Source organism: Photobacterium salinisoli (assembly GCF_003614885.1).
Taxonomy (GTDB): Bacteria; Pseudomonadota; Gammaproteobacteria; order Enterobacterales; family Vibrionaceae; genus Photobacterium; species Photobacterium salinisoli.
This window is the reverse complement of the sequence record NZ_QZMS01000011.1, coordinates 1380374-1401927: the sequence shown is the minus strand read 5'-3', so window position 1 is coordinate 1401927 and position 21554 is coordinate 1380374. Positions and strand designations below refer to the sequence as shown.

Below are 21554 nucleotides of genomic sequence, written 5' to 3'. Positions count from 1 at the left end.
ATTGAATGCAATCCTGTGTAGATTCTCACTTTCAGACTAACACATACAAATTATGCGCAGTAAGACCGAAGAAAGATCACTTTTGACAGCGGAAATATCAAAAGAAATAACCAAGGGGGCTTAATTGCCCCCTCTCTTTTTACTGTATGTGAAATAATCAGCCAGCTACAGTGCTGAATAAAAATAAGTTATAGGCCACCACTGCAATCAGTAACAACAAACCTTCAAAGCGGTTGATGCGGCCAGGACCTCGGAATCCCATACACATCACAACCAGTGCAACGGTCAGTCCCATCATGACAGTCCAGTCTCGGGCAAATACTTCAACACCAATACCGCTGATCGGCGAGATGACACCCGCAATACCAATCACTGCCAGTATATTAAACATGTTCGAACCGACAACATTGCCAATAGCAATATCGTGTTCGCCTTTACGCGCAGCAGCCACAGAAGCTGCGAGTTCAGGCAATGACGTCCCCAGAGCCACAATTGTCAGACCGATGATCAAATCACTGACACCGAGTGACTGAGCTATTGTCACCGCGCCCCAGACCAGAATTCGGGAACTCACCACCAAAAGCACCAGGCCAATAAATAGCCACATCACGGCTTTCTTTAAAGGCATCTCATGTGCTTTCAGCTCACTTTCCGTCTCGGCTTCCAGCGTATCGCCTTTCCCTTTCAGCGCAGAATAAATAGACCAGCCAATCAAGCCAAAAAATCCAATCAGCAGGACAACCGCTTCAGCGCGTGTTAACTCACCATCCCAAAGGAGAATACCTGCGAGAATACCGATAAGTATCAGGAGTGGAAGCTCTTTTCTGATGATATTCGACTGAACAGCAATGGGCGCAATGATTGCTGTGATACCCAGGATCAGACCGATATTAACAATATTGGAACCGAGGGCATTTCCGAGTGCCAGATCCGGTTTACCGTCAATCGATGCCATGGCAGAAACCACCATTTCAGGTGCTGATGTGCCAAAGCCCACGATAACCATGCCAATTAGCAATGGCGGCATACCCAGATGGCCAGCACTGGCGGCAGCCCCGTCGACAAATTTATCTGCACTCCAGACTAAAAGAGCAAATCCCAGCAATATGGCTATTGATGCGGTGATCATATGTATGTACATCCCAATGTTTAACAAAAAATGACGTTCAAAAATGAGTAAAAAACAGGTTGTACGAACGTATTCACTAACACGGGAATCAAGCGGCGCAAAGAATAATGGGTTTACGAATTTTATGGTAGCAAAATTATCACATTACACTGATAAATCTCACAGTCTGATTCAGTGCACACTGAGTGCTGAAACATGCACTGAACCAGTCAAAGAAAAACGACGTGATTGCCCTAAAAACCCCCTGCGGTAAACAACCGCAAGGTGTTATCACTATAGACAATCGCAGGCCATCACAGATAGATAAAGAGCCGCAAGGTGGAGGACAGGTCATCACGCTGCCACTGCTGATAGGTAACTTCGGTGCGTAATCCCAGCTGTTGGCTAAACGCCCAATGCCAACTTGCCTGTGATTCCGTACGCCAGCGCATAGCATCCCACTGATACAAGCCCTGGGCGGACAAGGCCAGCTTATGCTCTTCGTTAGCCTGCCAGACCAGGCCGGACTCCATTCCCAAACCCAGCGACAGATTCTCACCCTGAGCATCAAAATAGTTCAGCTCCGAAGACACTAACGCATACGCGTGTAGACGGTTAGCATCTCCCCATGATTTACCGTACCCGCCCTGCATAAAGTATCGGCCAGTCAAACCGGTAGTATCTGGCTGTCTGTCGTAACCGGCACGGATATTCCAGGATAATGAATCAAATACCCGATAATCAGGCGCCAGTGACATAGCATCAATCAGATACAACTGGTTAAGATCCACATCGCCATCCTGGTTAACCCCTAATTGCAGGTCGAAAAAGCTGATCTGTGCCCCTGGAATGTAACCGCCTGCGTTATCCAATAAATCATGATAGGCCACTCGCCATTCCAGTAATGCCTGATCGGCGTTGTGATTGCTGTAGCGGTATCCCAATCCTAACCGGCTTGAATTGTGGCCTTCATCGGGCGACATGGCAGGCCTTACTGGTTCAGAGAATGGCGAAGGAGTATTCAGCTGACTTCTGGCAATCAACAGTTTCTGTAACTGAGGCGCAATCTCTTCCCGCGCGAGCGCCTGATCATAAAACTCAAAGTTGAGCCACTCATAGGCCATTTCCAGAATGGCTGCCTTTTCGCTCAGTGATCCTTCAGTCGGGTACTGGCCCGACATGGCAGCACGGGCTGCCATAAGCTGCTGATTATCCAGCTGCTCAGCATAATGCATTAAGCGTGTACCAAAAGAAGCCCGGTACTTGGGAGCATCAAGCAGTCCGTTTTCTCTGAGCACTTTGACTGTGTCTGACGGAATCGCCTGATAATCAAAACCGGAAGTCAGATCCAACCCTTCCCTGCCTGCTTCAAGCAGTGCCAGCAACTGATAGGAACAATTCTCATCAATGAAGTAGTAGTCGAACTCAACACCGTTCATTTCCCAGAGATGGCGCAGTACCTGCTGAACTTCTTCCTCGTCCAGGTTTAGGGCATATTCCCAAATATCCCTCGATTCTAAATCATTGTATTCACGCACTTTTCGGTAATAAGGCATGACACTGAAGGTGCCAGGATAATTTCCGAACAACCCTTTTGCCGCGTACAAAAATGCATTGTCATTGCTCTCAGGCGTTGCGGCAAAATTGATTGCAAAGGCCACTAATTCGCGGTTTCGATTCTGATCTTTGGCATCAACACGAAGCAAAGTATGCCCGAACATAGACGATGGGCTGTTCATAAATGCGGTCGGAAAAACCAGTGTCAGCCCCTTGGGGTTCAGTGCCTGCTTCCAAAGAGCTTGCTCAGGACAAACGGCGGCTGGCCAATCTGTATTTAATTTTTGTTTTAACCAATGAAAACGAGCCGGATACCGACAGCTCAAACGTTGATCATTGGGCGGACTATCGGGCTGTTTCGCCTCGCTTTCAAAACCCTCAACGGTGGCATTAAGCTCAGCCAGAGGATCATCTTTACCCTGTGGACTGAGAAAAAAAGAAGGTGAATCGACCAGGCTTGTGAACGAGCCGGTCAGCCCGGGCTGATAATGCCCCAGGGTATGCCAATAATCAGAGGTGGAAAGATGCACCAGATCTTGCTGGGTATACGCAAAAGCGGTGCCGCTGATAACGCTGAAAGGGAGCAGAGATAACCAGAACTTCATGAAAACATCGATGGGATCAAATAGGTTCAGTCAAGCGCGTTGAATGAACAAGGCACCAGATTAGAAAAAGATACAGCGCCCATTGGCGCTGTATCTGAACGGTTCACAGCTGTACTAAATTACAGTGCGTAAGCTGCCAGCGTGTTCTGATCAGCAACCATAGTGTTCAGGTTAGCCAGAACATCTGCAGAAGTGACGTTTTCAGAAGCGAAGATAGACGCATAGTTATTACGAGCAGTCGCGTTAAATTCCGCTTTTGCTTCATCGCTCATACCCCAAACATCAGTCAGAGTTGCCAGCGTTTCACCTTCACCACGCGCGATATCACGAGCCAGGTTGTCCATGTTACCGTCGATAAACATAGCCAGTTTTTCTTTAGAAGTGATCACGCCGTTGCCGTCACAGCCCAGTGTACCGAACGTGATACCGAAAGTTTGGTTACCTGAAGTGCCGTTAGTGGTCGCACCCAGTACTTTGAATACTTTACCTTCTTGACCAGCAAACACCATAGAACCCAGACCACAACCGATATCCTGATCAGCCATTGCTTGAGAGAATGGCATCATGCCCGCGAAAACTGCCGCTGCAATTACTTTTTTCATTGTTATTCCTTAGACTTAATTAACGCAAAATGCTTGCATCTCTTTTATGCGTCCAAAATCATAACAACTTAAAGCTATAATTCAATTCATACCGGCCAAAAAGTTATTTGATTACATTTTCTTAGCTCGAAGTCCACTTTTTAAAAAATCCGCCCGCTTTCGTTGAGTTAAAAACAACCAATCACGATGAAGTTGCTTGACGAAATATCGCTGTTCTGTACTGACTTTTACTCATTATTCTTATTAACGATACTTTTGACTTTACCGATTAAGTCGATAGGCAAAGGGAATACTATGGTTGACGTCCGGTCATTGGCAATCTCAGTTAATGTCTGCAGGTAACGAAGTTGAATGGCATTAGGCGCTTTATTTAGCACTTCTGCTGCCTCCATCAATTTTTTAGATGCTTCCAGCTCACCCGTGGCATGAATAACTTTTGCACGACGTGAACGTTCGGCCTCAGCCTGGCGAGCTAATGCACGCACCATGCTGTCATCCAGATCGACATGTTTGATTTCAACATTTGCTATCTTAATACCCCAATTGTCAGTGTGCATATCAAGAATGCCCTGCAAATCTTTATTCAATGTATCTCTTGCCGATAGCAATTCATCCAGTTCATGCTGACCAAGTACTGATCGCAGTGTTGTCTGAGACAATTGGCTGGTAGCTTCAAGGTAATTTTCGACATTAATGATCGCCATCTTAGGATCGAGCACCCGAAAATAAACCACGGCATTGACCTTAACCGACACATTATCTTTGGTGATCAGATCCTGTGTTGGCACATCCAGCACTATGGTTCTCAGATCGACCCGAACCATTTGTTGAATGATCGGGATAATGATGATCAAACCAGGCCCTTTTACTTCATAAAAGCGCCCTAACAGAAAGACGACAGCACGCTCATACTCACGCAACACTCTGAACATGCTGATGATCAGCGCGAGCACCAGCACAATAACGGTTGCCAGGGTATACGTAATCATGGTTTATTCCTTCTCTTTGGCTGCAACATGTAAACACAAGCCATCGACTTGCCTAACAATAATTTCCTGACCAACCCGCAGCGGCGTGTCGCATCGGGCTTGCCAGATTTCACCTTCCACCAGTACCCGCCCCTCACCGGGAAAACCACTTACCACTTTACCGTGATCCCCAAGGAGCATTTCTACCCCAGTGGAAACAGGCTTACGGCGAGTTTTTAGCAATAAAGTAAGAATAACAAAGGTAAACAGCGCAGAAGTGACTGTCAGACCCACAATCAAAGGAACGGCAATTTGATACCCCGGCTCTTGGGTATCCATCAGCATGACAGATCCAATCACAAAGGAAACGATACCGCCCAGCCCCAATATGCCGAAGCTGGGGCTGAAGGCTTCTGCCACCATCAGAATGATCCCCAGTATGATCAATCCCAGTCCCGCATAGCTTACGGGCAGGAGTTGCAGCGAATACATAGCCAGAATCAGACAAATACCGCCGAGTACACCAGGTAAACCCACCCCGGGATTGTAAAATTCTAACAATAGGCCATAGATGCCAATCAGCATGAGAATGTAGGCCACGTTCGGATTGGTAATGACAGCAAGAAACTTAAACCGCCAGTCCTGTTGGCGTTCTACGTACGCGACATTCTCAAGCGATAATGTCTGCTTTACCCCGTTAATAAGCACGGTTCGACCATTAATCTGGTTAACCAGATCATCCAGATCTGTTGCCATAAAATCGATGACATTTTCTTTCAATGCTCCTTCGGCATCCAAACTTGCCGCTTCCCGCACCGCTTTCTCTGCCCAGACTTCATTTCTGCCATGCAATTTAGCCAGGCTGGTTATATAAGCCGCAGCATCATTAATGACTTTCTTCTCCATTGCTGTTTCGGCGTTTACTTCCTGACCTGACTGTGTGCCTTCGTCTGATTCTTTAGCCGCGTCATCCTTTCCTGCCGGTTCCTTATCGTCAGAGTCATCAAACGGATTATCTTTTTTGCCGCCTGGTGAGCCACCTGTCAGAGAAACAGGAGTAGCAGCACCAAGATTTGTACCCGGTGCCATCGCAGCAATATGGCTGGCATACAGAATATATGTCCCAGCGCTCGCTGCTCTGGCTCCAGAGGGGCCAACCCAGGTTGCCACTGGAACCGGAGATGTTGTGATGGCGCGGATGATTTCCCGCATTGAGGTATCTAAACCGCCCGGTGTGTCCATTTTAAGCACGATGAGAGCGGCCTGATCCTCATGGGCCTGGTTAATTTCACGTGATACAAAATCACTGACGGCAGGGCCGATCCCGCCTTTGATATCAATTAGCCATACATCGGATGCCTGAGAACACATTGGCCAAAGTAAAGCCAGCCAGAATGTCAGAATGGAAAACAACTTCATGGCGCATGCTCCCAGTAGGTGTACCAGACTGAACCAGATAGGAAAACCTGAACTCTTAGGCGTTGGTTATCCACCACCTTAAGCATAGCGCACAGAATTCGGTGTAGGATTGATCGCAGTGCAGAGCCATGACACCCAGCACAGCGACAGGTAATTCAGGAAGTGCGGCGTGAAAAAAGCCGGCCAAGTGCCGAGGGATGGTGAGACCAGTGTGTATCAAACATGTCCATCAAAGCCGGGTTGCCGTACCGTGACAAACAAACGGCATGAAAACGATTCTTATGCTCTTTCAGCTTTGCCACTCGCTCTTGCATCTCTGGCGATTGCGATGGTGCAATGAAATCGGACAAGACAATGAGATCAGCATTTTTGTATTTATCGCCGCTCATCAGCATCAGGGACTGATCCAACACAGGGGTTAAATCTGTGCCGCCGTGAAAGGAATAAGAAAGGAAATTCAACACTTCACTTAAACCATCCTGCCGGGTCAGCTCATAGGTGATGTGCTGAGTAGAAAACAACATGACAAAGCAATCTCTGTCGTCAGCAAGTGCAATCTGCATTAACCCGTAGGCCAACGCTTTTGCACACTGCTCAGGGTAACCGGACATAGAGCCTGATGCATCGATGCAAACAATAAATGGCCCCTTATCCTGCTCGACCTGCTTACTCTGTTTCCTGTAGGCTTTCACTTTACGCAGTTTGCGCTGGACGCCCTGCATTCGGTAATTCATCAAACGCTTATCAACAAGGTGCTTGTAAAACACCACCTCCAGCTCAGGATAGGCAAGAAACATCGCCTCGTTAGGCAGTAAGCGAGCCAGATCATCACTGGGGTGCACACCCACTATGTCATCAGTGACGTTGTCACTCTTCTCTTCGACCATTTTCAGCTCTTCCGTCTGAACCCTGGCCTGACTCGGATCATCGACCTCGTTAGCCATGCGGCCCAACTTGTCGGCAATTTCCTGAATTTCATCATTTTTTTGAAGAAATTTTGCGATTGATTTTAAACGTTCGACATCCGTTTTGGTCAGTTTGGCTTTCGCCATATCCCACAACCGCCCAGCACGCTTTTCATCACCTGCTTCATCGACTTTCTCCATTTGCTGCATGGTTTCAATGCGCTGATACAGGTCTTTTAACAGAGCTTCTTTATGATGCTCTAATTCAGATTCCTGCGCTTTCTTCAATGCCACTTGCAAATGTTCATACCACTGATGACAAAAGTAGCTGTGAAACATTGGGTTATGTTTTTTCTGATCGTGGTCGAGCAATCGGCGCGCTTTAAAATAAAAGCCGGACGTTGTTTCAAGTTCACTGACGACCTGCTCTGCATTGTCCATAAAAGTATCCGCAGACCATTGCCGAACCTTTTGGTATAAAGCCAGCTCCTGACTGAATCGTTCAGCCACATCCACTTTTGCGATGCGGTGCTGTACATAGCTGCGCCACTTACCGACCTGCAGCTTCATAGATGACTTAATACCCGGACTGGAGTCTGCTGCCATCATCAGCTGCGGCCGTGTCATCAGCTCGTTCACTGCATTTTCAATGATACCCGACTCTGTCAGCATCAGAGCGAGGTTAATACCTTCGGTAACTGGCATGCCCCCTCCCGGTTATGCGAAGTATTCGGTCAGACGGGTTAAACGCATAGCACTTTTGTCCAAATGCCTCTGGATTGTCGCTATTTCCTCACTTGCAGTTGCCAGACTTTGTTCAATCAGCACCGGAAATTCAGGGTCCACGAAATTGTGAGGCAATGCTCCGTGAAAGCGACTTCGTGCCAGTTTCAGTAAGTGCGCCGCTTCGCTGATAGCATCCGTGGCTTGCTCAACTTTTTGCTGCCAGCCAACCAGCTGCTCCTGGCTGACGCCGTAATCTCCGGCCATGCCAACCAGCACGTTCCGGTTAGCGATATCTTTGATCACCAGGCGATCTGAGGCGTCAATTTCAAAATGCAGCCTGCATAAATGTGTGTTCTTGTTGACAAAGCCATAGATATCACACTGTCCTGCCTTGATCTTTTTCTCAAACTCGTCCCCATCTACATACACCCAGCGGCTATCACCGGTTTCCTGTTCGGAGACGGAAGGATTATGCTGCAGCATGACCAGCTTGATCATGCGCGGATTGTTGTTGACCGTATACCGCTTGGCACCGGAAAAATCGTATTTGTATCTTTCCTTACCCATCAGCGTGTCATGCCCAAACGTCACGCAAAGTTTGCTGGCAACTGCCTGGTGGACTTCCTCTATCTGATGCTGCGCCGTATCGGCCTGCTGAGTGGCTGCTTGCTGCCCGAAGACTTGGTTGATAGCAAAGTCGCGTAAGATCTCCCTGATATCCTGCCGGGATTCCGGGCTGTGCCACAGACACTCCTGCAGCAACAGCAAATCAAGTGGATTAATACTGTCACGGCCATTAAAGAAAGCACTGGCTTTGAGCAGCCTTACCGATTTTTTCCATCGCCGGTCGGAAATGTAAAGCTCGCTGCTGCCCGATTCCACTTTCTCCTCGATCACAGCTTTCAGCTGGAAGATGGTTTCAAATGTCGCCTCATCAAGCTGGATATGATCGATCAATGCCTGCCATTGCTGATACTCTTCTTCTTTGATTTTCAGCTCGGCAGGCAAACTCGCCATCTCTGGGCCTTCACCCAGCAACATGGCTTTGAAATTTTGTTTTTCCTGTATGCGATTGACGAAAACACGAACCAGCATACGGTCGTACAAAGCTTCCAGACCGCTGTCTTCATCCGGCAATTCGTTGGATGCCGTAATCAGCAAACGCATGGGTACGCTCAGCGTTTCCTGACCATTTTTAAATGTCCGCTCGTTAACGACCGTTAGCAGTGTATTCAGAATCGCAGGACCCGCTTTCCAGATCTCATCGAGAAAAACAACTTCCGCTGTTGGTAAATAGCCATCAACCAAACGAACATATTTACCGTGATCTTTAAGCTCCTGAATCGATAAAGGCCCGAACACTTCTTCCGGGGTCGAAAAACGTGTCATCAGATAATCAAAGAAGCGGCTGCCATCAAAGGCTTCAATCAATCGCTTAGCAATCAGGCTCTTTGCTATTCCGGGAGGGCCAAGCAGGAATACACTCTCACCAGACAGAGCCGCCAGCAGGCAGAGTCGAATGGTATGCTCTCTTTCATAGACCCCGTTTGACAGAGCCTGAATAAGTTTCTCTACCCGCTCAGCAAGCAGCGCTTTATTGGGTAGACTATTGGCCGCCATAGATAGCATGTTTGTCATTTCCTCGAGGCAAAAGGGTCTGATATAGAAATGAAATGGGTGGTGCTGAAAAATCTCATTCTAGCCACAGAATAGCCGTAAAAAACACATTGTTACAAGTATGTTAATATACATATTTTGTTACAAACAGGGTATATCAAACTGGGGAGGTAACCAACATAGATCAATCATTGATTTCATTTTTGAAGCATTCAGGATGAGCACAAAATCACAGAATGTAAGGGTTTGCGATGCATGTTTAAGATTCGGACTATGTCTTGATTTGTTACTACATTGCGCTATCTCAACACAAATCATCGTGATAATATTTTACTCAATTATGAAGAAGATCTCTCAATTGCCTGTCGGGCTGACAATTTTTGTGTGTTTTGGGGTGTTAATAACCACCTTTATTCCCATGCAAGGTAACCTGGATGCCGTTACTTCAAGCCTGACACTGGTACTGATTATCCTGCTGGTTCGCGAAGTCGCCAGCAAAGAAATGAAGTTTTTATTACTTCTGTCTGCCTGTACCTACGGAGTTGGTGTAATTGCGGATCTTCTTGATGATATTCCGGAACTTACGAATCATTGGTTGTTGATTCGCACCGATGATGTGTTCAGTAATATTGGTGTTTTTTTACTGTGTTTCTGCTTCATTAAACTCTTGCATCAACGCCGTGAGTTAATACAAAAACTCAAGCAGCAAATTGCCAAATCCCGTGAACTGGAACTGGAGCTCAGCCGACAGGCACTGCAGGACGATCTGACCAGGCTGCAGAACAGACGCTCTCTTTTCAGACGATTCGATCACATGGCGATTAACCTTAATCGCGGCATTATGGCTTACATTGATATAGACAACTTCAAACAGGTAAATGACCGCCTTGGTCACCGCCAGGGAGATCTGGTACTGATTGAAATTGCCAACATCATTTTCAGGCATTCGCCAACAGGCAGTCAGGTCTATCGCATAGGCGGTGATGAATTCATTGTTCTTCTGCCCAGTGAAGACCAATGCCAAAGTCAGGAATGGCTTGATCAGCTCTATGAGCAAACTCAAGAACTCAGAGATACATTCAAACTAGGTATCAGTGTAGGCCTTGTCCCGTTTCATCCCGGCAACCTCAGCGATCCGGACTTACTGCTCGCTAAAGCAGATACCGCCATGTATCAGGAAAAAGAACAAAAAACTCGTGTCGGGTAACCTCACGTCTGATTCACATTTCTGTCATATCCTCGTCATACCATAGCGGCTACCCCCGTAGTTCAAATTTGGAGAGACGCAATGTTGCTTCGCCTGGCTTCTTTACTGGCCATTATCACCCTATTACCCATTCAGGCTAATGCCAAAACCGTTACCGTATCAGGTTCCACATCCGTCAGTCATATACTCGAAGTGTTAGCTGAACACTATGAGCAGCAACATTCCGATACTTCCATTGCAGTGCAAGGGACTGGCTCATCTGCGGGTATTTCGGCAGTCAAACAAGATGCTGCTGAGCTCGGAATGAGCTCGCGATTTCTGAAAGAGGACGAAATTCGCCCGGATGTATCAACCACATTAATTGCTCATGATGGCATTGCACTGGTTGTAAACAAAAACAACCCAATTCAAAGCCTAAGCAAAGAACAGGTAATGGCGATTTATAAGGGGAAAATAACCAACTGGAAACAAGTCGGTGGTGATGACCTCCCCATTGCAGTTGTCAGCAGAGAGAACGCTTCCGGTTCACGATTTTCTTTTGAAGATTTTATGGACCTGACACGTACCATTGGTGATAAAAGCGTCTCTGATATCCATGCAAAAGCTCTGGTGGTTAACACCAATGGCATGGTAAAAAGCCTGATTACCAGAAACAAGCACGCCATTGGCTATATGTCACTTGGCTCTGTTGATGATTCAGTCAAACCACTTGCTTTCGAAGGTGTATTACCCAGCCTGACAAATCTGGAGTCGGGACAATATCAAATCTCCCGCCCGTTCATCATGCTTTACAGAAGCCAAAAGCTAACATCGGATGGTCGCGACTTCCTCAATTATCTCTTGTCTGAAAACAGCCAGAAATTACTGCATGATCGCGGTTACATTCCCGTTGTGCATTAAACAATACGCACTCTTTGGCTTACCTGATCAATCAGGTAAGCCACGTTTTGTTCAGGATACCACCGGATATTTCATGCCTGCGCCCCATTCCGTCCAGGAACCATCATAGACTGTCAGGTTTTTACGGCCGGCGACATCAGCGGCAAGGGCGAGAATGCACGCCGTTACCCCGGATCCACAACTGAAAATCAGCTGCTGATCTTGTTCCGAGAACGCATCAAAACGTTGTTTCAGTATTGATTGCGACACTAGCCTGCTGTCTTTCACCAACTGGCCAAACGGGAGACTTTTGGCATTTGGCATATGACCACTGCGTATGCCTTCTCTCGGCTCGGGCTGCTGAGCATAAAAACGCGCTGCCGGACGTGCATCCAGCACAACAACCTGTGGGTCTGCTAATTTTTCCAGCAGTGTCTGTGCATCAATCACCCACTCGGTTCTGAAGTTGGCAGAAAATTGCCCTTTTTCAGGCATTTCAGTTACGCTACCCGACTCTAACGATCCCCCGGCCGCTTTCCAGGCGGGCAACCCGCCATCCAGTACCGCGACTTTGTCATGCCCCATCACTTTAAACATCCACCACACCCGCGGTGCAGAAAACAGTCCGTGAGAATCATAAACAATGACAGTGTCTTTGTTGCTGATTCCCAGTTCCGACACTTGGCTGGCAAACTGATCTGCGCCAGGCAACATATGCGGAAGGCTGGAATCCTTATCGCATATCTCTTTATCAAAATCGAAAAAAACAGATCCTGGAATGCGTTCACTCTCCCACTCTGTTCTGGCATCACGGCCACTGCCAGGCATGAACCAGCTCGCATCCACTATCACGGTATCTTGCGCATCGGCATGTTCCAGCAACCACTCAGCACTGACAACAGACGACGGTAATGAATTTTTTGCCATACTCTAATCACCTATCCCTATCAAATTCAGCTGTTTATATTAAACAAGATAACCATCTCCATAACAGCCGTTCAGGTTATCATTCCTACATGGTGATAGTGATAGCAGGTAATACACCCAGACTAAACCTTTTTCTCAGAAATCCAGCCACTTGCCACATCAAACAAAAGCAGGCTTTGCTTGAATCCAGCTGTTCATCAGGTTAATGTCCCTGAACTCGGTGCCAGCACTTTCTGATTTTGCAAGGACGCGAATATGGACTACTTTCCTGTCTTCACCCAATTACACAATAAACCTGTACTGGTCATAGGGGGCGGAGAAGTTGCCTGCCGTAAAGTCGATCTTTTATTGCGGGCCGGAGCGGCAATCACACTTATATCACCACGTCTGCATCCTGCGCTGCAAAAGCTGGCCAGCCAGCAAAAACTGCGCTGGTTAGCTGAATCTTACCAGCCTGGCAGTCTGGGAGGGTATTATCAGGTGTGGACAACAACAGACGATCGCGAGCTAAACAAGCGTATCTTTCGGGATGCCCAGCAGAAGAAAATTTGGGTCAATGCTGTTGACGATCCTGCCCATTGCGACTTTATTACCCCTTCCATGATAGATCGTTCCCCGATCCAGGTGGCCATATCCAGTGGTGGCGCTTCACCTGTACTCGTGCGTTATCTCAGAGAAAAGCTTGAAACCCAGCTCGCGCAAAATTTGTCTCTGCTGGCAGATTTCGCAGGCAGACAAAGAAACCGCCTGAAACAACATTACGATACTGTCGATAAAAGAAGGCACTTTTGGGAGCAATTCTTCCGCTTACCTCAGGTAGAAAATGCCCAGTCTGCTGAAGTCCTTGAAGCGGCTTTTGTCCAGCTACTGGCTCAGGACAATCAGGCAACAGGGACAATATGTGTTGTAGAAACCGGTACCGATGTTGAAATGCTGACATTGAAAGCATTAAGACTGATGCAGCAGGCTGAAATGGTACTGTACACCGATGAAGAAAGTCAGGCGGGTTTCATTGATCTGTGCCGCAGAGATGCTGATCGTGAAGCTTGCAGTATGGAGAGCCTGTTGGAAAAGGCAGAAGCTCTACTCAGTCAGGCTGTCCGCGTCTGTATTCTGGTCAAAAAAGGAAGTACTTCAGCACCACTTTCTGCTTTTTGTCAGCAACACGATGGTGAGGTACTTCCCTCACTGTAACCCTTTATTTTGTAGAAGCAGCGGCAGGGGCAAGTTCAGACTTAAACGCTGCCTTCTGCGTGCGTTTTTCAGCTTGCGCCTTCAACCACAAACCGGATGTTTTCATCGCATAACCAAACACTACTCCAACTAGTAATGAAGGGATAACCAGTTGCCAGTTACCGGCCGCAGCAAATGTCGCGCAACAGCCGATAAAAGTCCCCGGAATAAAGCTAAGCCACTCACGCTTTGCCTGTACACACATCAAAAATGAAACGATCCCGGTTGCGATGTAGCCGAACAGCTCTATACCGATCCATGTTGAGCTGTGAATGATCAGCATTGCCCAGGCAACACCACTCAAATTGGTTGCCATACTGATACCCATACCCTTTAGTCCTTCCTTTGGTGCGGCAAAGTATGTGGTGCAACCCAGAAATCCGGCCCAGCTAAACAAGCCAAGTGAAACAGCTACCCAGCCCCACAGACCAGATAACAGACCGGTTGTTATTGCTATAGCAATTAATGCTGACATGTTAAGACCTCTGAAAACGCTAACTTGATAGTGCCTGTACGATGAATACAGAAGTCTAATCACTCTACCCATCCAATAAATTGACACCAGTCACACATACAATGAAATAAATGAAACACAATGTTTAATACAGTGAACAATGCCACAACAATCAGCTGTCCGAGGCCAGAGCCAATCAGCAAAATGCGGTTTTGACTCTGATCAGCTTGTGATAACTTAATGCTTTCTAACACCTATGTTTCTTCTGAGATACAGTCAAAACGGAGTGCCACCATGGGGCCTTTAATGCTAGATGTGTCAGGTTTCGAACTTGATGCCGAAGAGCGTGAAATTCTTCAACACCCCACAGTAGGCGGAGTCATTTTTTTCGCCCGCAACTATCACGACAGAGAGCAGTTGTTTGCTCTGACACAATCCATTCGTCAGGCTGCAAAGCGCCCTCTGATCATCGCGGTGGATCAGGAAGGCGGACGAGTCCAACGCTTTCGTGATGGTTTTACTTTACTGCCTCCTGCCCGGGCATTTGCAACGGCCGACAACGGTGTCAACCTTGCCCGTCAGGGGGGCTGGTTGATGGCCGCTGAATTACTGGCTATGGATATCGATCTCAGCCTGGCACCTGTATTGGATATCGGCTTTGACTGTAAAGCCATTGGAGACCGCGCGTTTTCAGATCAACCCGAAAAAATTATTCACTATGCCAGTGCGTTTATACGAGGTATGAAAGAGGCGGGAATGGCGGCAACAGGCAAACATTTCCCCGGACACGGTGGCGTTATTGCAGATTCACATCATGAAACCCCCGTTGATGAACGTAATGATATCGTCGCTCGTGATATGTCGGTGTTCAAAGCATTAATTGAGGAACAATTACTGGATGCCATGATGCCAGCTCATGTGATTTATCCGTCATACGATGATAAACCTGCCAGCGGCTCTGAATACTGGTTAAAGAGCGTGCTCCGGCAACAACTTAACTTTAAAGGGGTCGTCTTTTCAGATGATCTTAATATGAAAGGTGCGGATGTACTGGGTTCCTACGGCGATCGTGCTGTTGCTTCTCTGCAAGCAGGCTGCGATATGGTAATGCTATGTAACAACCGCAGTGGAGCGATTGAGGCACTTGAAGCATTGCCGCAAACGCAGGCTCCCGTGCTTAATAATTTACTCAAAAAGCCATTTGCACAGTATGCAGAGATGGTAAGAACGACTGAATGGAAGCAGCGCTCTGAAACCATTCATCGACTTCATCAAGAATGGCAGGAAAAAACGCACTAATCCGTTTTTAACTCTCTGCTGCCCTGTTCATATCATCAAAGCACCAACGCCCGGAAGACCGGGCGTTGTTATTTAAGCCGGGCATGGCGCTGAGTTAAAACTTGTGTTCTACCCCAACTGTCAGACCATAAAGGCTGTTATCTTCGTAGACAGTGCCGGAAATATCTTTACCGTCTTTGACTATTTTGTACTGAGCCGCCCCAAACAGCGAGGTGTTACCAAAGGCATATTTGCCTCCTAGCTGCACACCTTTTGCACCATTTCCTGGCGCAAGAGGATTCAGATTACCCTCACCGGCTCCTTCGGCATAATTCAGTTCGATACCACCCCCAAAGGATGGCGTAAACTGGCGAGCCAGCCCCAGTGCATAAGTGACACTGTCCCGATCAAAGGTAACTACTTCTCCACGTACCTGGGTTTTTATCACATGCTCGCTCCATCTGCGCCAGTGAGCAGAGAAAGTCATTAATGTATTCTCTGCAACCCCCGTCTGGAAATCAAAATCTATAGTCTCTGGCAATTCAATTTCCGACTGACTTGATACTGAGCTTGCCTTGCCCGCTGTTTTATTCACAATTAAGGCACCGGATTCGGTTGTATCAAACGAGTGCTCTACCGCCGACTGATACGCGACAGTGGCGCGTAACGCCATGTTAGGAATGTGGTAAGACGCGCCTGCTGTATAACCAAAACCTATATCATCACCCAGGTCCAAATCTAAACCACCAAAACCACCATTCATGTTGGTGTTGAATTTGGCATTAATTTCAGTTTGATTGATAGTCGGGCCAGCAAAAGCTGAAAACGAATGGGAAAACTGGTACTTGCCCGTTAAAGCCACGGTGCGGGTTTTTACGTTAGCGCTGGACCCCTGCCAAAAACCGCCCGTGTGCTGAGTATCGATATTGTTTGAAAGGTAATACTGCGCATTTCCTGAGAACTTCTCCGTAAAAAAGTAATTCACGGCTCCCTGGACATAGTTAGTATCATTGAAAATATCACCTGTGCTACCAAACGTCGGGTGGTTGCCCTGGATGTCGTAGTTAAAATAGGAATACGACACTGCCACCTTATCATCGGGGCTGTACAAATTGCTGTAGCTATAGCGTCCAAACTCATAGGCCGCACCATGAGAATAAAAGCTCGTTGCAGACAAAATTGCGGCGAGTAATGATTGATATTTCAACTTCATTGATCGAATACCTCTACATGTGAACCCGTGCTCACCACAGTGTGATAACAAGGCTATTTCCCCCCTATTGCTAACCCGCTTGAACTGCACTGTGTGCCGTCGTGAGCTTCTACGGTTAACAACACCCCTGCTATCTTTGTTCGATGAGACGAGACATCCGTTGTCGTTTTATCTTCGAAGTTCCCAACAAGATTGTTAACACTTCGTTATTATTTTGTTTCAAGATGAGGTTAACTGAATCAAAGCTGAACGTCCACACAAAATAGGTCAAACGTCCAATTATTTTAAGTGTGTGCTGTTCTGTCACAAAAAATCGCCATGAGATGTGACTATGATTCAAAGAATTCAAACTGGTAAAGTCAGTGAAAATGCGGAGTTCAGCGAAGAAGCCACTGTGTAATCACACAGCGGCGGTTATAGGTCAAGCTACGAAAAAGAAGAAGGTAAAGAAAAGGAAAAAACTCAATAAAGAAATGGGGGTTATTCAGTAGCAATAAGTGTCGACAATAATCGCTTTAACGTTTTAGAAACAATCTCCTGATTGAAGTTTTGATCCCCGCTGACCAACGCAAACTCAAACTCCCTGAAGGTGAAAATGACCAGATTGGCATCAATTTCCGGATACGGACTACCTATCAATTCAGCCGTCTTTTCGATCAAGCGCAACACTTGCAATTTATACTCACTGACTCTCTTGACCAGCATCTCTGACTGCCCAAGAGCAAACAGGAAATGGCAGCGGATTGTCAGCTGTTTTCTGCGCGCCTCATCTGTCAACTCAGTCGAAATGTACTGTGTTAACAATTCGGTTAGCTGCTGAACACATGATTCGCGAGCTTCAGTCGCTCCCTTATCCAGGTATTCCCTGAGTATCGTGTCCACTTGCTCCTGAATCCATTGAATCTGTTTCACTTCTCGTTGGGCAAACTCTTCAAATGCACTCAGGATCAAATGATCCATGCTTTCAAAGTAATAACTGGTAAGTGATAACCGAACCTGAGCAGCATTGGCAATATTTCGGTGTGACAGGCTGTTTAAACCTGTAGTCGCAATCAAATCCAATGTTGCTTCAATGATTTTTTGTCGGGTAAGCTCTCCCTTTGTCGTTTTTCGAGAACTAGCTGCCATCTCGACTTATCCTTGATATTTATGAAAAGTAAAATTTTGTATTCATGGCAATAATATCGAAAACACTTCATTACATAAACTCCAGTGTTTCACTTTTGGTCTGCATGTCCGCACTTACCCGCCTGTAGCATCTCACTGACAGACATACGTCACCTTACAGGTGAATTACCGTACAGTTAATCGCCTGCTGTTTTGTCTGATAGTATATAAAAAAATCCCCGAGCAGAGCTCAGGGATTGATGTGTAAAGAAGCGTGCTGTTACCACCTGTGCAGGTGGATATCTGTGCTGACTTACAGTGATTTACTGGAGTAGTTAATGTTCTTGCAGGTTTTCTTTTCTTTTAATACAACCACAATCCCGCCAACAATAAACGCCATAACCAGTAGTGTCTCGAACATAACTTTCCCCAAATTCAGATAATCACTGCAGTCCTAAATGACCAGCCAAGAAAAAATATACAGAACGGCTAAAACCTACAAGAAAGTAGTTCCTCCGTCTCCGGTTTGGCGATTATCAGTTCAGGCAGCACATCCGAAAGGGACTCAGTATCAATAGCATACTGAGAAAAAGGTTCAAATCCGGCTTTCCAACTGAAAGTTTGCTTTAACATCCCGGCGACTATTTTTTAGCCACGCGTATTCTGCGCTTTATTTGCACAAAGTTCCAGCAAAATTTGCCTTACGATTCTTTGAACTTGATATAAGTTTAACTAATAAAAAATGCGGCCCAGTGGGCCGCATTTCATTCATCTCTCTACCTGAAGCATTACAGCCAGCGTTTTTGGCCGGTAAAGGTAACAGACAGCCAAGTATCACCCAACTCGCCTTTCAATTTATCCCACAATAATTGACGGATCTTGTCCTGGCGCTTTGTCGTCCAGTATTTATCGTCTTTTACAAGGATGTTGATTTCCAGATCGTACTGACGACCTGTTTTAGCGAAATGGTGAGTATAGTCATCAAAGTTGTACTGTTTAGACAAATCTTCAATGACACTATCGACCCGGTTCTGCACCTGGTCATGAGGAGCGACCAATAGCACCTCACGCAGGTTACGGCGTAACACTTTAATCGGCAGAACCGACGCAGCTATCGCCATTGCAGACACCAAAATTGGATCGACATAAGCATTCCAATGTGAATAGCCTATTTTGTCGAACACCATTACCAGCATGAAACCAACTAAAATTGCGGCACTCAAGATGCCATCGACCAACCATTCCTGTGAGTCGACCCGAACAAGTTCCGAGTCTACCTTACGGGCAATGTGAGTTTCCGTGAAATAGATGCCAAAGCAACTGATGGTAGACAGCACTGCGTATACCATTGCATGCTCGAGCACAACTTCATGGCCACCGTTGACAATGGTTTGCACACCACTAGCGAGTGCAAACAAACAGGTTACCAAGATGAGCAAGCCATTGACGACATTGATCAAAGGTTCGATGTGGGCGTAACCAAACTGGAAGTGGTTATCGTCCGGTCTTGAGACCAGGTAGGCGGTATACAGACTCAGGCCTGTCATACCCATACTCAGAAAAGAGAACATACCGTCGAGCAGAATCGCACTAGATCCCACATACAGCCCATAACCTATACCCATAGTGGCAAGCAGGACCGTACCGGCAAGAGACATTTTCAGTGCCAGACGTTCCTTACTAATTTTACGGCTGATAGCCATAAATACCTCCTCATTTTATTCCAAAGTGTTGATTTTAAGTATCAGCTTAAAACTGTTGACCTCTTGTCAGTCAACCATTAAAGCATGACGATTTAATGAAGCTGCGAAACACGCTTTGATAGCATGCACTCAATCAAGTGCCTCTTCAAGCCATTGCAAAAACGCAGGTTTTCGTAATGCAGTGTTCAAGGTTGCCTGTTGACGCCCTTTCCTGAAAACCAGAACAGTCGGAACACCTCTTACTCTGTATCGTTTTGCCAAATCCGGATGCTGGTTAACATTCACCCTGACAAAACGGTATTGCTTTTTCTGTTTAGCGACTTGCTCAACCACGGGCTTAAATGCCTGACAGGGCGCACAATTATTGCCCCAAAACGTCACTATCACAGGTTTGGGACTTTGAATCAGCATAGCAAAGTTCTTACTGTCGGCCTCAACCGGGCTGCCATCCAATACGGCTTTAGAACAATGTACGCAAGAAACGGTATTGGATAGTGATGTGGTCTGCAGAGACACTGCCTTGTGACAATGTGGACAGCTCACAGTAAAACTTGGCATGTTTTCCCTTTTTCCCAGCCTGTCCTCTGTTGCTCAGAAAGGCCGCCTGATACAAATTTCCGCCAGTATACCACAACTTATAAAAAACCAGGATAACGGCAAGTGCCAGCCCCGTTAACTTAACTCAATATCACAGAGTGGGACAAGTCGCTGCTTTTGCCGTCAAATTCAAAAATCGGTTCGCTGCAACTGGAGCCGTTCAATATCACTAAAAAATGAGATGATCTTGGCCCGGCTGACACTGTACATAAACTTTGAGCCATCACACATTTCTGAATCGGCTATTTTGATCTGGGGCGATTTCAGTTGCATGAACTCGCAGACGGCCTGCTCTTCGCACGCAAGATCCCGCTCATCGTTCAGCGTTTGCCAATAATCTGCAAAATGATTTAATGCTGTATCCAACTGCTGGTAATTCTCGGAACTTAGCTCAGGGCGAAGTACTTTCAATTCCTTTTTACGTTCAGTCAGGAATGTATTGAAGTTCTCAGCGTAGCTGTCTATCGCTGAATGACTGTAACATGCCTGCTGCACGTATCTCTCCTGCTGGGCATAGACATTATCGCTGCCACGTTGTGAAGAACAGGCAGATGCCGTAAAGCAGGCAATAAAGACAACAAAATACAACTTCATTTCACACACTTCCCGTTCAGGATCCGGGCTGCGTCAGCATATCGCGGCCCTTCAATATATAGAAAAGTATGCGTGAAATGCTCTGATCAACACGTGTAAAGGTCGCGATTTCTTAGCACTGAGACATCTTGTTATCTCTTGAGAAACTTAGGACTCAACCTGAGTGACAAGCTGAACACTGTCCCCCAATTGAATATCGCCATCCGCTAACACGCGACAGCATACGCCACCGCGCCATTCTGGTCTGAGCGCTTGAGTCATGCCCTGAAATTGCTCATCCATACGGGGACAGGGATCTGTTTCCCGTGTAATCTGCAGCTGCAAAGTACCAATTGATATAACATCGCCGACATTACTCTCTGAAAAGCGCATTCCTTCCACCAGCAGATTGGCACGGCGGATAGTCCACGGCAATGTCTCCCCCACTTCATCACAGGCATCTTGCCAGGAATCAAAGGATAGTACTGTCACCTGTCGCTTGCCGGGTTTACCACGAAAGTCACCTTCCACACCGTTTTTACAGGTTACATTGACTTGATGTAATTCTTCCATAACAGCACGTGACGCTTTTCGTCTGGCGATTCCAATCAACTTCATCCAAACATCTCCCTGACACTCATAAAAATACAGCATTTAACACTGGAAAATCACCTGCTGTACCGAATTCTTTACTATGTTGGCAATGTGCTACCAACGCATTTTTTAACACTTTGATTACAATTAGAAGTGTTCGCCATTCCATGTATGTAATGCACCTACTATACCCAAAAATGCCAGGTTGCACCGAAACTAATTGCAACGCTAAGGATGAATGGGATAGCCAGGCTTAGCAATACGCAATTAACAACAGTGACT

At 46.6% G+C, this 21554-nt stretch carries 19 protein-coding genes; 4 read left to right on the top strand and 15 right to left on the bottom strand.

All coding sequences use genetic code 11. The features are described 5' to 3' along the window. Positions 1–157: 157 nt before the first annotated feature. From D6M16_RS17615 to D6M16_RS17585, 7 genes are all read right to left on the bottom strand, one after another. A complete protein-coding gene (locus D6M16_RS17615; protein WP_120513105.1) occupies positions 158–1129 on the bottom strand; it encodes a calcium/sodium antiporter in 972 nt (323 codons plus the stop codon). Positions 1130–1422: 293 nt separating this feature from the next. Continuing rightward, positions 1423–3270 (bottom strand): Lnb N-terminal periplasmic domain-containing protein, encoded by a 1848-nt coding sequence (locus D6M16_RS17610; protein ID WP_120513104.1) that lies wholly within the window; start codon positions 3268–3270, stop codon positions 1423–1425. A 119-nt stretch (positions 3271–3389) separates the two neighbouring features. After that, positions 3390–3872, bottom strand: a complete 483-nt coding sequence (locus tag D6M16_RS17605; RefSeq protein WP_120513103.1) for a DUF3015 family protein — start codon at positions 3870–3872, stop codon at positions 3390–3392. Between the two features lie 227 nt (positions 3873–4099). Beyond that, on the bottom strand, positions 4100–4861 hold the full coding sequence (locus D6M16_RS17600) for a slipin family protein (protein WP_120513102.1): 762 nt from the start codon (positions 4859–4861) through the stop codon (positions 4100–4102). Positions 4862–4864: 3 nt separating this feature from the next. Next, a complete protein-coding gene (locus D6M16_RS17595; protein ID WP_120513101.1) occupies positions 4865–6259 on the bottom strand; it encodes an NfeD family protein in 1395 nt (464 codons plus the stop codon). 155 nt (positions 6260–6414) lie between these two features. Further along, positions 6415–7869, bottom strand: a complete 1455-nt coding sequence (gene viaA, locus D6M16_RS17590) for an ATPase RavA stimulator ViaA (protein ID WP_120513100.1) — start codon at positions 7867–7869, stop codon at positions 6415–6417. 12 nt (positions 7870–7881) lie between these two features. Further along, positions 7882–9519 (bottom strand): ATPase RavA domain-containing protein, encoded by a 1638-nt coding sequence (locus tag D6M16_RS17585; RefSeq protein ID WP_120513099.1) that lies wholly within the window; start codon positions 9517–9519, stop codon positions 7882–7884. 382 nt (positions 9520–9901) lie between these two features. Between D6M16_RS17585 and D6M16_RS17580 the strand changes: the two genes are divergently transcribed. Both D6M16_RS17580 and D6M16_RS17575 read left to right on the top strand, forming a co-directional pair. Further along, positions 9902–10714, top strand: coding sequence for a GGDEF domain-containing protein (locus tag D6M16_RS17580; protein WP_240435647.1), 813 nt, complete (start codon positions 9902–9904; stop codon positions 10712–10714). Positions 10715–10795: 81 nt separating this feature from the next. Then, the gene (locus D6M16_RS17575) at positions 10796–11614 is read left to right on the top strand and encodes a phosphate ABC transporter substrate-binding protein (RefSeq protein WP_120513097.1); all 819 of its coding nucleotides are present in this window, start codon (positions 10796–10798) and stop codon (positions 11612–11614) included. A 51-nt stretch (positions 11615–11665) separates the two neighbouring features. Here D6M16_RS17575 and D6M16_RS17570 read toward each other — a convergent pair whose 3' ends face one another. Next, positions 11666–12520 (bottom strand): sulfurtransferase, encoded by an 855-nt coding sequence (locus tag D6M16_RS17570; RefSeq protein ID WP_120513096.1) that lies wholly within the window; start codon positions 12518–12520, stop codon positions 11666–11668. A 255-nt stretch (positions 12521–12775) separates the two neighbouring features. Between D6M16_RS17570 and D6M16_RS17565 the strand changes: the two genes are divergently transcribed. Next, the gene (locus D6M16_RS17565; RefSeq protein WP_120513095.1) at positions 12776–13714 is read left to right on the top strand and encodes a precorrin-2 dehydrogenase/sirohydrochlorin ferrochelatase family protein; all 939 of its coding nucleotides are present in this window, start codon (positions 12776–12778) and stop codon (positions 13712–13714) included. Positions 13715–13718: 4 nt separating this feature from the next. On the opposite strand, the gene D6M16_RS17560 is transcribed toward D6M16_RS17565, so the two are convergent. Then, complete coding sequence (locus tag D6M16_RS17560) at positions 13719–14228, bottom strand: DUF1097 domain-containing protein (protein WP_120513094.1); 510 nt, start codon at positions 14226–14228, stop codon at positions 13719–13721. Positions 14229–14501: 273 nt separating this feature from the next. Here D6M16_RS17560 and nagZ point away from each other — a divergent pair, with 273 nt between their 5' ends. Further along, positions 14502–15506, top strand: a complete 1005-nt coding sequence (gene nagZ, locus D6M16_RS17555; protein ID WP_120513093.1) for a beta-N-acetylhexosaminidase — start codon at positions 14502–14504, stop codon at positions 15504–15506. Between the two features lie 94 nt (positions 15507–15600). Here the strand turns inward: nagZ and D6M16_RS17550 are convergent, their stop codons facing one another. The 6 genes from D6M16_RS17550 to D6M16_RS17525 all read right to left on the bottom strand — a co-directional run bounded on the left by D6M16_RS17550 (position 15601) and on the right by D6M16_RS17525 (position 21296). Next, on the bottom strand, positions 15601–16698 hold the full coding sequence (locus tag D6M16_RS17550; RefSeq protein WP_120513092.1) for an outer membrane protein transport protein: 1098 nt from the start codon (positions 16696–16698) through the stop codon (positions 15601–15603). A gap of 480 nt (positions 16699–17178) precedes the next feature. Next, positions 17179–17826 (bottom strand): TetR/AcrR family transcriptional regulator, encoded by a 648-nt coding sequence (locus tag D6M16_RS17545; RefSeq protein WP_120513091.1) that lies wholly within the window; start codon positions 17824–17826, stop codon positions 17179–17181. A 767-nt stretch (positions 17827–18593) separates the two neighbouring features. Then, entirely contained in the window at positions 18594–19508 is a 915-nt protein-coding gene (locus tag D6M16_RS17540) for a cation diffusion facilitator family transporter (protein WP_120513090.1), read from the bottom strand. 129 nt (positions 19509–19637) lie between these two features. Beyond that, positions 19638–20066 (bottom strand): thioredoxin TrxC, encoded by a 429-nt coding sequence (gene trxC, locus D6M16_RS17535; protein ID WP_120513089.1) that lies wholly within the window; start codon positions 20064–20066, stop codon positions 19638–19640. 168 nt (positions 20067–20234) lie between these two features. Next, positions 20235–20699 carry a hypothetical protein gene (locus tag D6M16_RS17530; protein WP_120513088.1) on the bottom strand — a complete coding sequence of 155 codons (465 nt, stop codon included), beginning with the start codon at positions 20697–20699 and terminating at the stop codon, positions 20235–20237. Positions 20700–20846: 147 nt separating this feature from the next. Next, positions 20847–21296 (bottom strand): MOSC domain-containing protein, encoded by a 450-nt coding sequence (locus D6M16_RS17525; RefSeq protein ID WP_120513087.1) that lies wholly within the window; start codon positions 21294–21296, stop codon positions 20847–20849. Positions 21297–21554 lie beyond the last annotated feature (258 nt).

Excerpts from the sequence above, each read along its gene's own strand:
- D6M16_RS17615 (WP_120513105.1), bottom strand. The coding sequence starts at position 1,129 with ATGATCACCGCATCAATAGCCATATTGCTGGGATTTGCTCTTTTAGTC.
- D6M16_RS17610 (WP_120513104.1), bottom strand. The coding sequence starts at position 3,270 with ATGAAGTTCTGGTTATCTCTGCTCCCTTTCAGCGTTATCAGCGGCACC.
- D6M16_RS17605 (WP_120513103.1), bottom strand. The coding sequence starts at position 3,872 with ATGAAAAAAGTAATTGCAGCGGCAGTTTTCGCGGGCATGATGCCATTC.
- D6M16_RS17600 (WP_120513102.1), bottom strand. The coding sequence starts at position 4,861 with ATGATTACGTATACCCTGGCAACCGTTATTGTGCTGGTGCTCGCGCTG.
- D6M16_RS17595 (WP_120513101.1), bottom strand. The coding sequence starts at position 6,259 with ATGAAGTTGTTTTCCATTCTGACATTCTGGCTGGCTTTACTTTGGCCA.
- viaA (WP_120513100.1), bottom strand. The coding sequence starts at position 7,869 with ATGCCAGTTACCGAAGGTATTAACCTCGCTCTGATGCTGACAGAGTCG.
- D6M16_RS17585 (WP_120513099.1), bottom strand. The coding sequence starts at position 9,519 with ATGCTATCTATGGCGGCCAATAGTCTACCCAATAAAGCGCTGCTTGCT.
- D6M16_RS17575 (WP_120513097.1), top strand. The coding sequence starts at position 10,796 with ATGTTGCTTCGCCTGGCTTCTTTACTGGCCATTATCACCCTATTACCC.
- D6M16_RS17570 (WP_120513096.1), bottom strand. The coding sequence starts at position 12,520 with ATGGCAAAAAATTCATTACCGTCGTCTGTTGTCAGTGCTGAGTGGTTG.
- D6M16_RS17565 (WP_120513095.1), top strand. The coding sequence starts at position 12,776 with ATGGACTACTTTCCTGTCTTCACCCAATTACACAATAAACCTGTACTG.
- D6M16_RS17560 (WP_120513094.1), bottom strand. The coding sequence starts at position 14,228 with ATGTCAGCATTAATTGCTATAGCAATAACAACCGGTCTGTTATCTGGT.
- nagZ (WP_120513093.1), top strand. The coding sequence starts at position 14,502 with ATGGGGCCTTTAATGCTAGATGTGTCAGGTTTCGAACTTGATGCCGAA.
- D6M16_RS17550 (WP_120513092.1), bottom strand. The coding sequence starts at position 16,698 with ATGAAGTTGAAATATCAATCATTACTCGCCGCAATTTTGTCTGCAACG.
- D6M16_RS17545 (WP_120513091.1), bottom strand. The coding sequence starts at position 17,826 with ATGGCAGCTAGTTCTCGAAAAACGACAAAGGGAGAGCTTACCCGACAA.
- D6M16_RS17540 (WP_120513090.1), bottom strand. The coding sequence starts at position 19,508 with ATGGCTATCAGCCGTAAAATTAGTAAGGAACGTCTGGCACTGAAAATG.
- trxC (WP_120513089.1), bottom strand. The coding sequence starts at position 20,066 with ATGCCAAGTTTTACTGTGAGCTGTCCACATTGTCACAAGGCAGTGTCT.
- D6M16_RS17530 (WP_120513088.1), bottom strand. The coding sequence starts at position 20,699 with ATGAAGTTGTATTTTGTTGTCTTTATTGCCTGCTTTACGGCATCTGCC.
- D6M16_RS17525 (WP_120513087.1), bottom strand. The coding sequence starts at position 21,296 with ATGAAGTTGATTGGAATCGCCAGACGAAAAGCGTCACGTGCTGTTATG.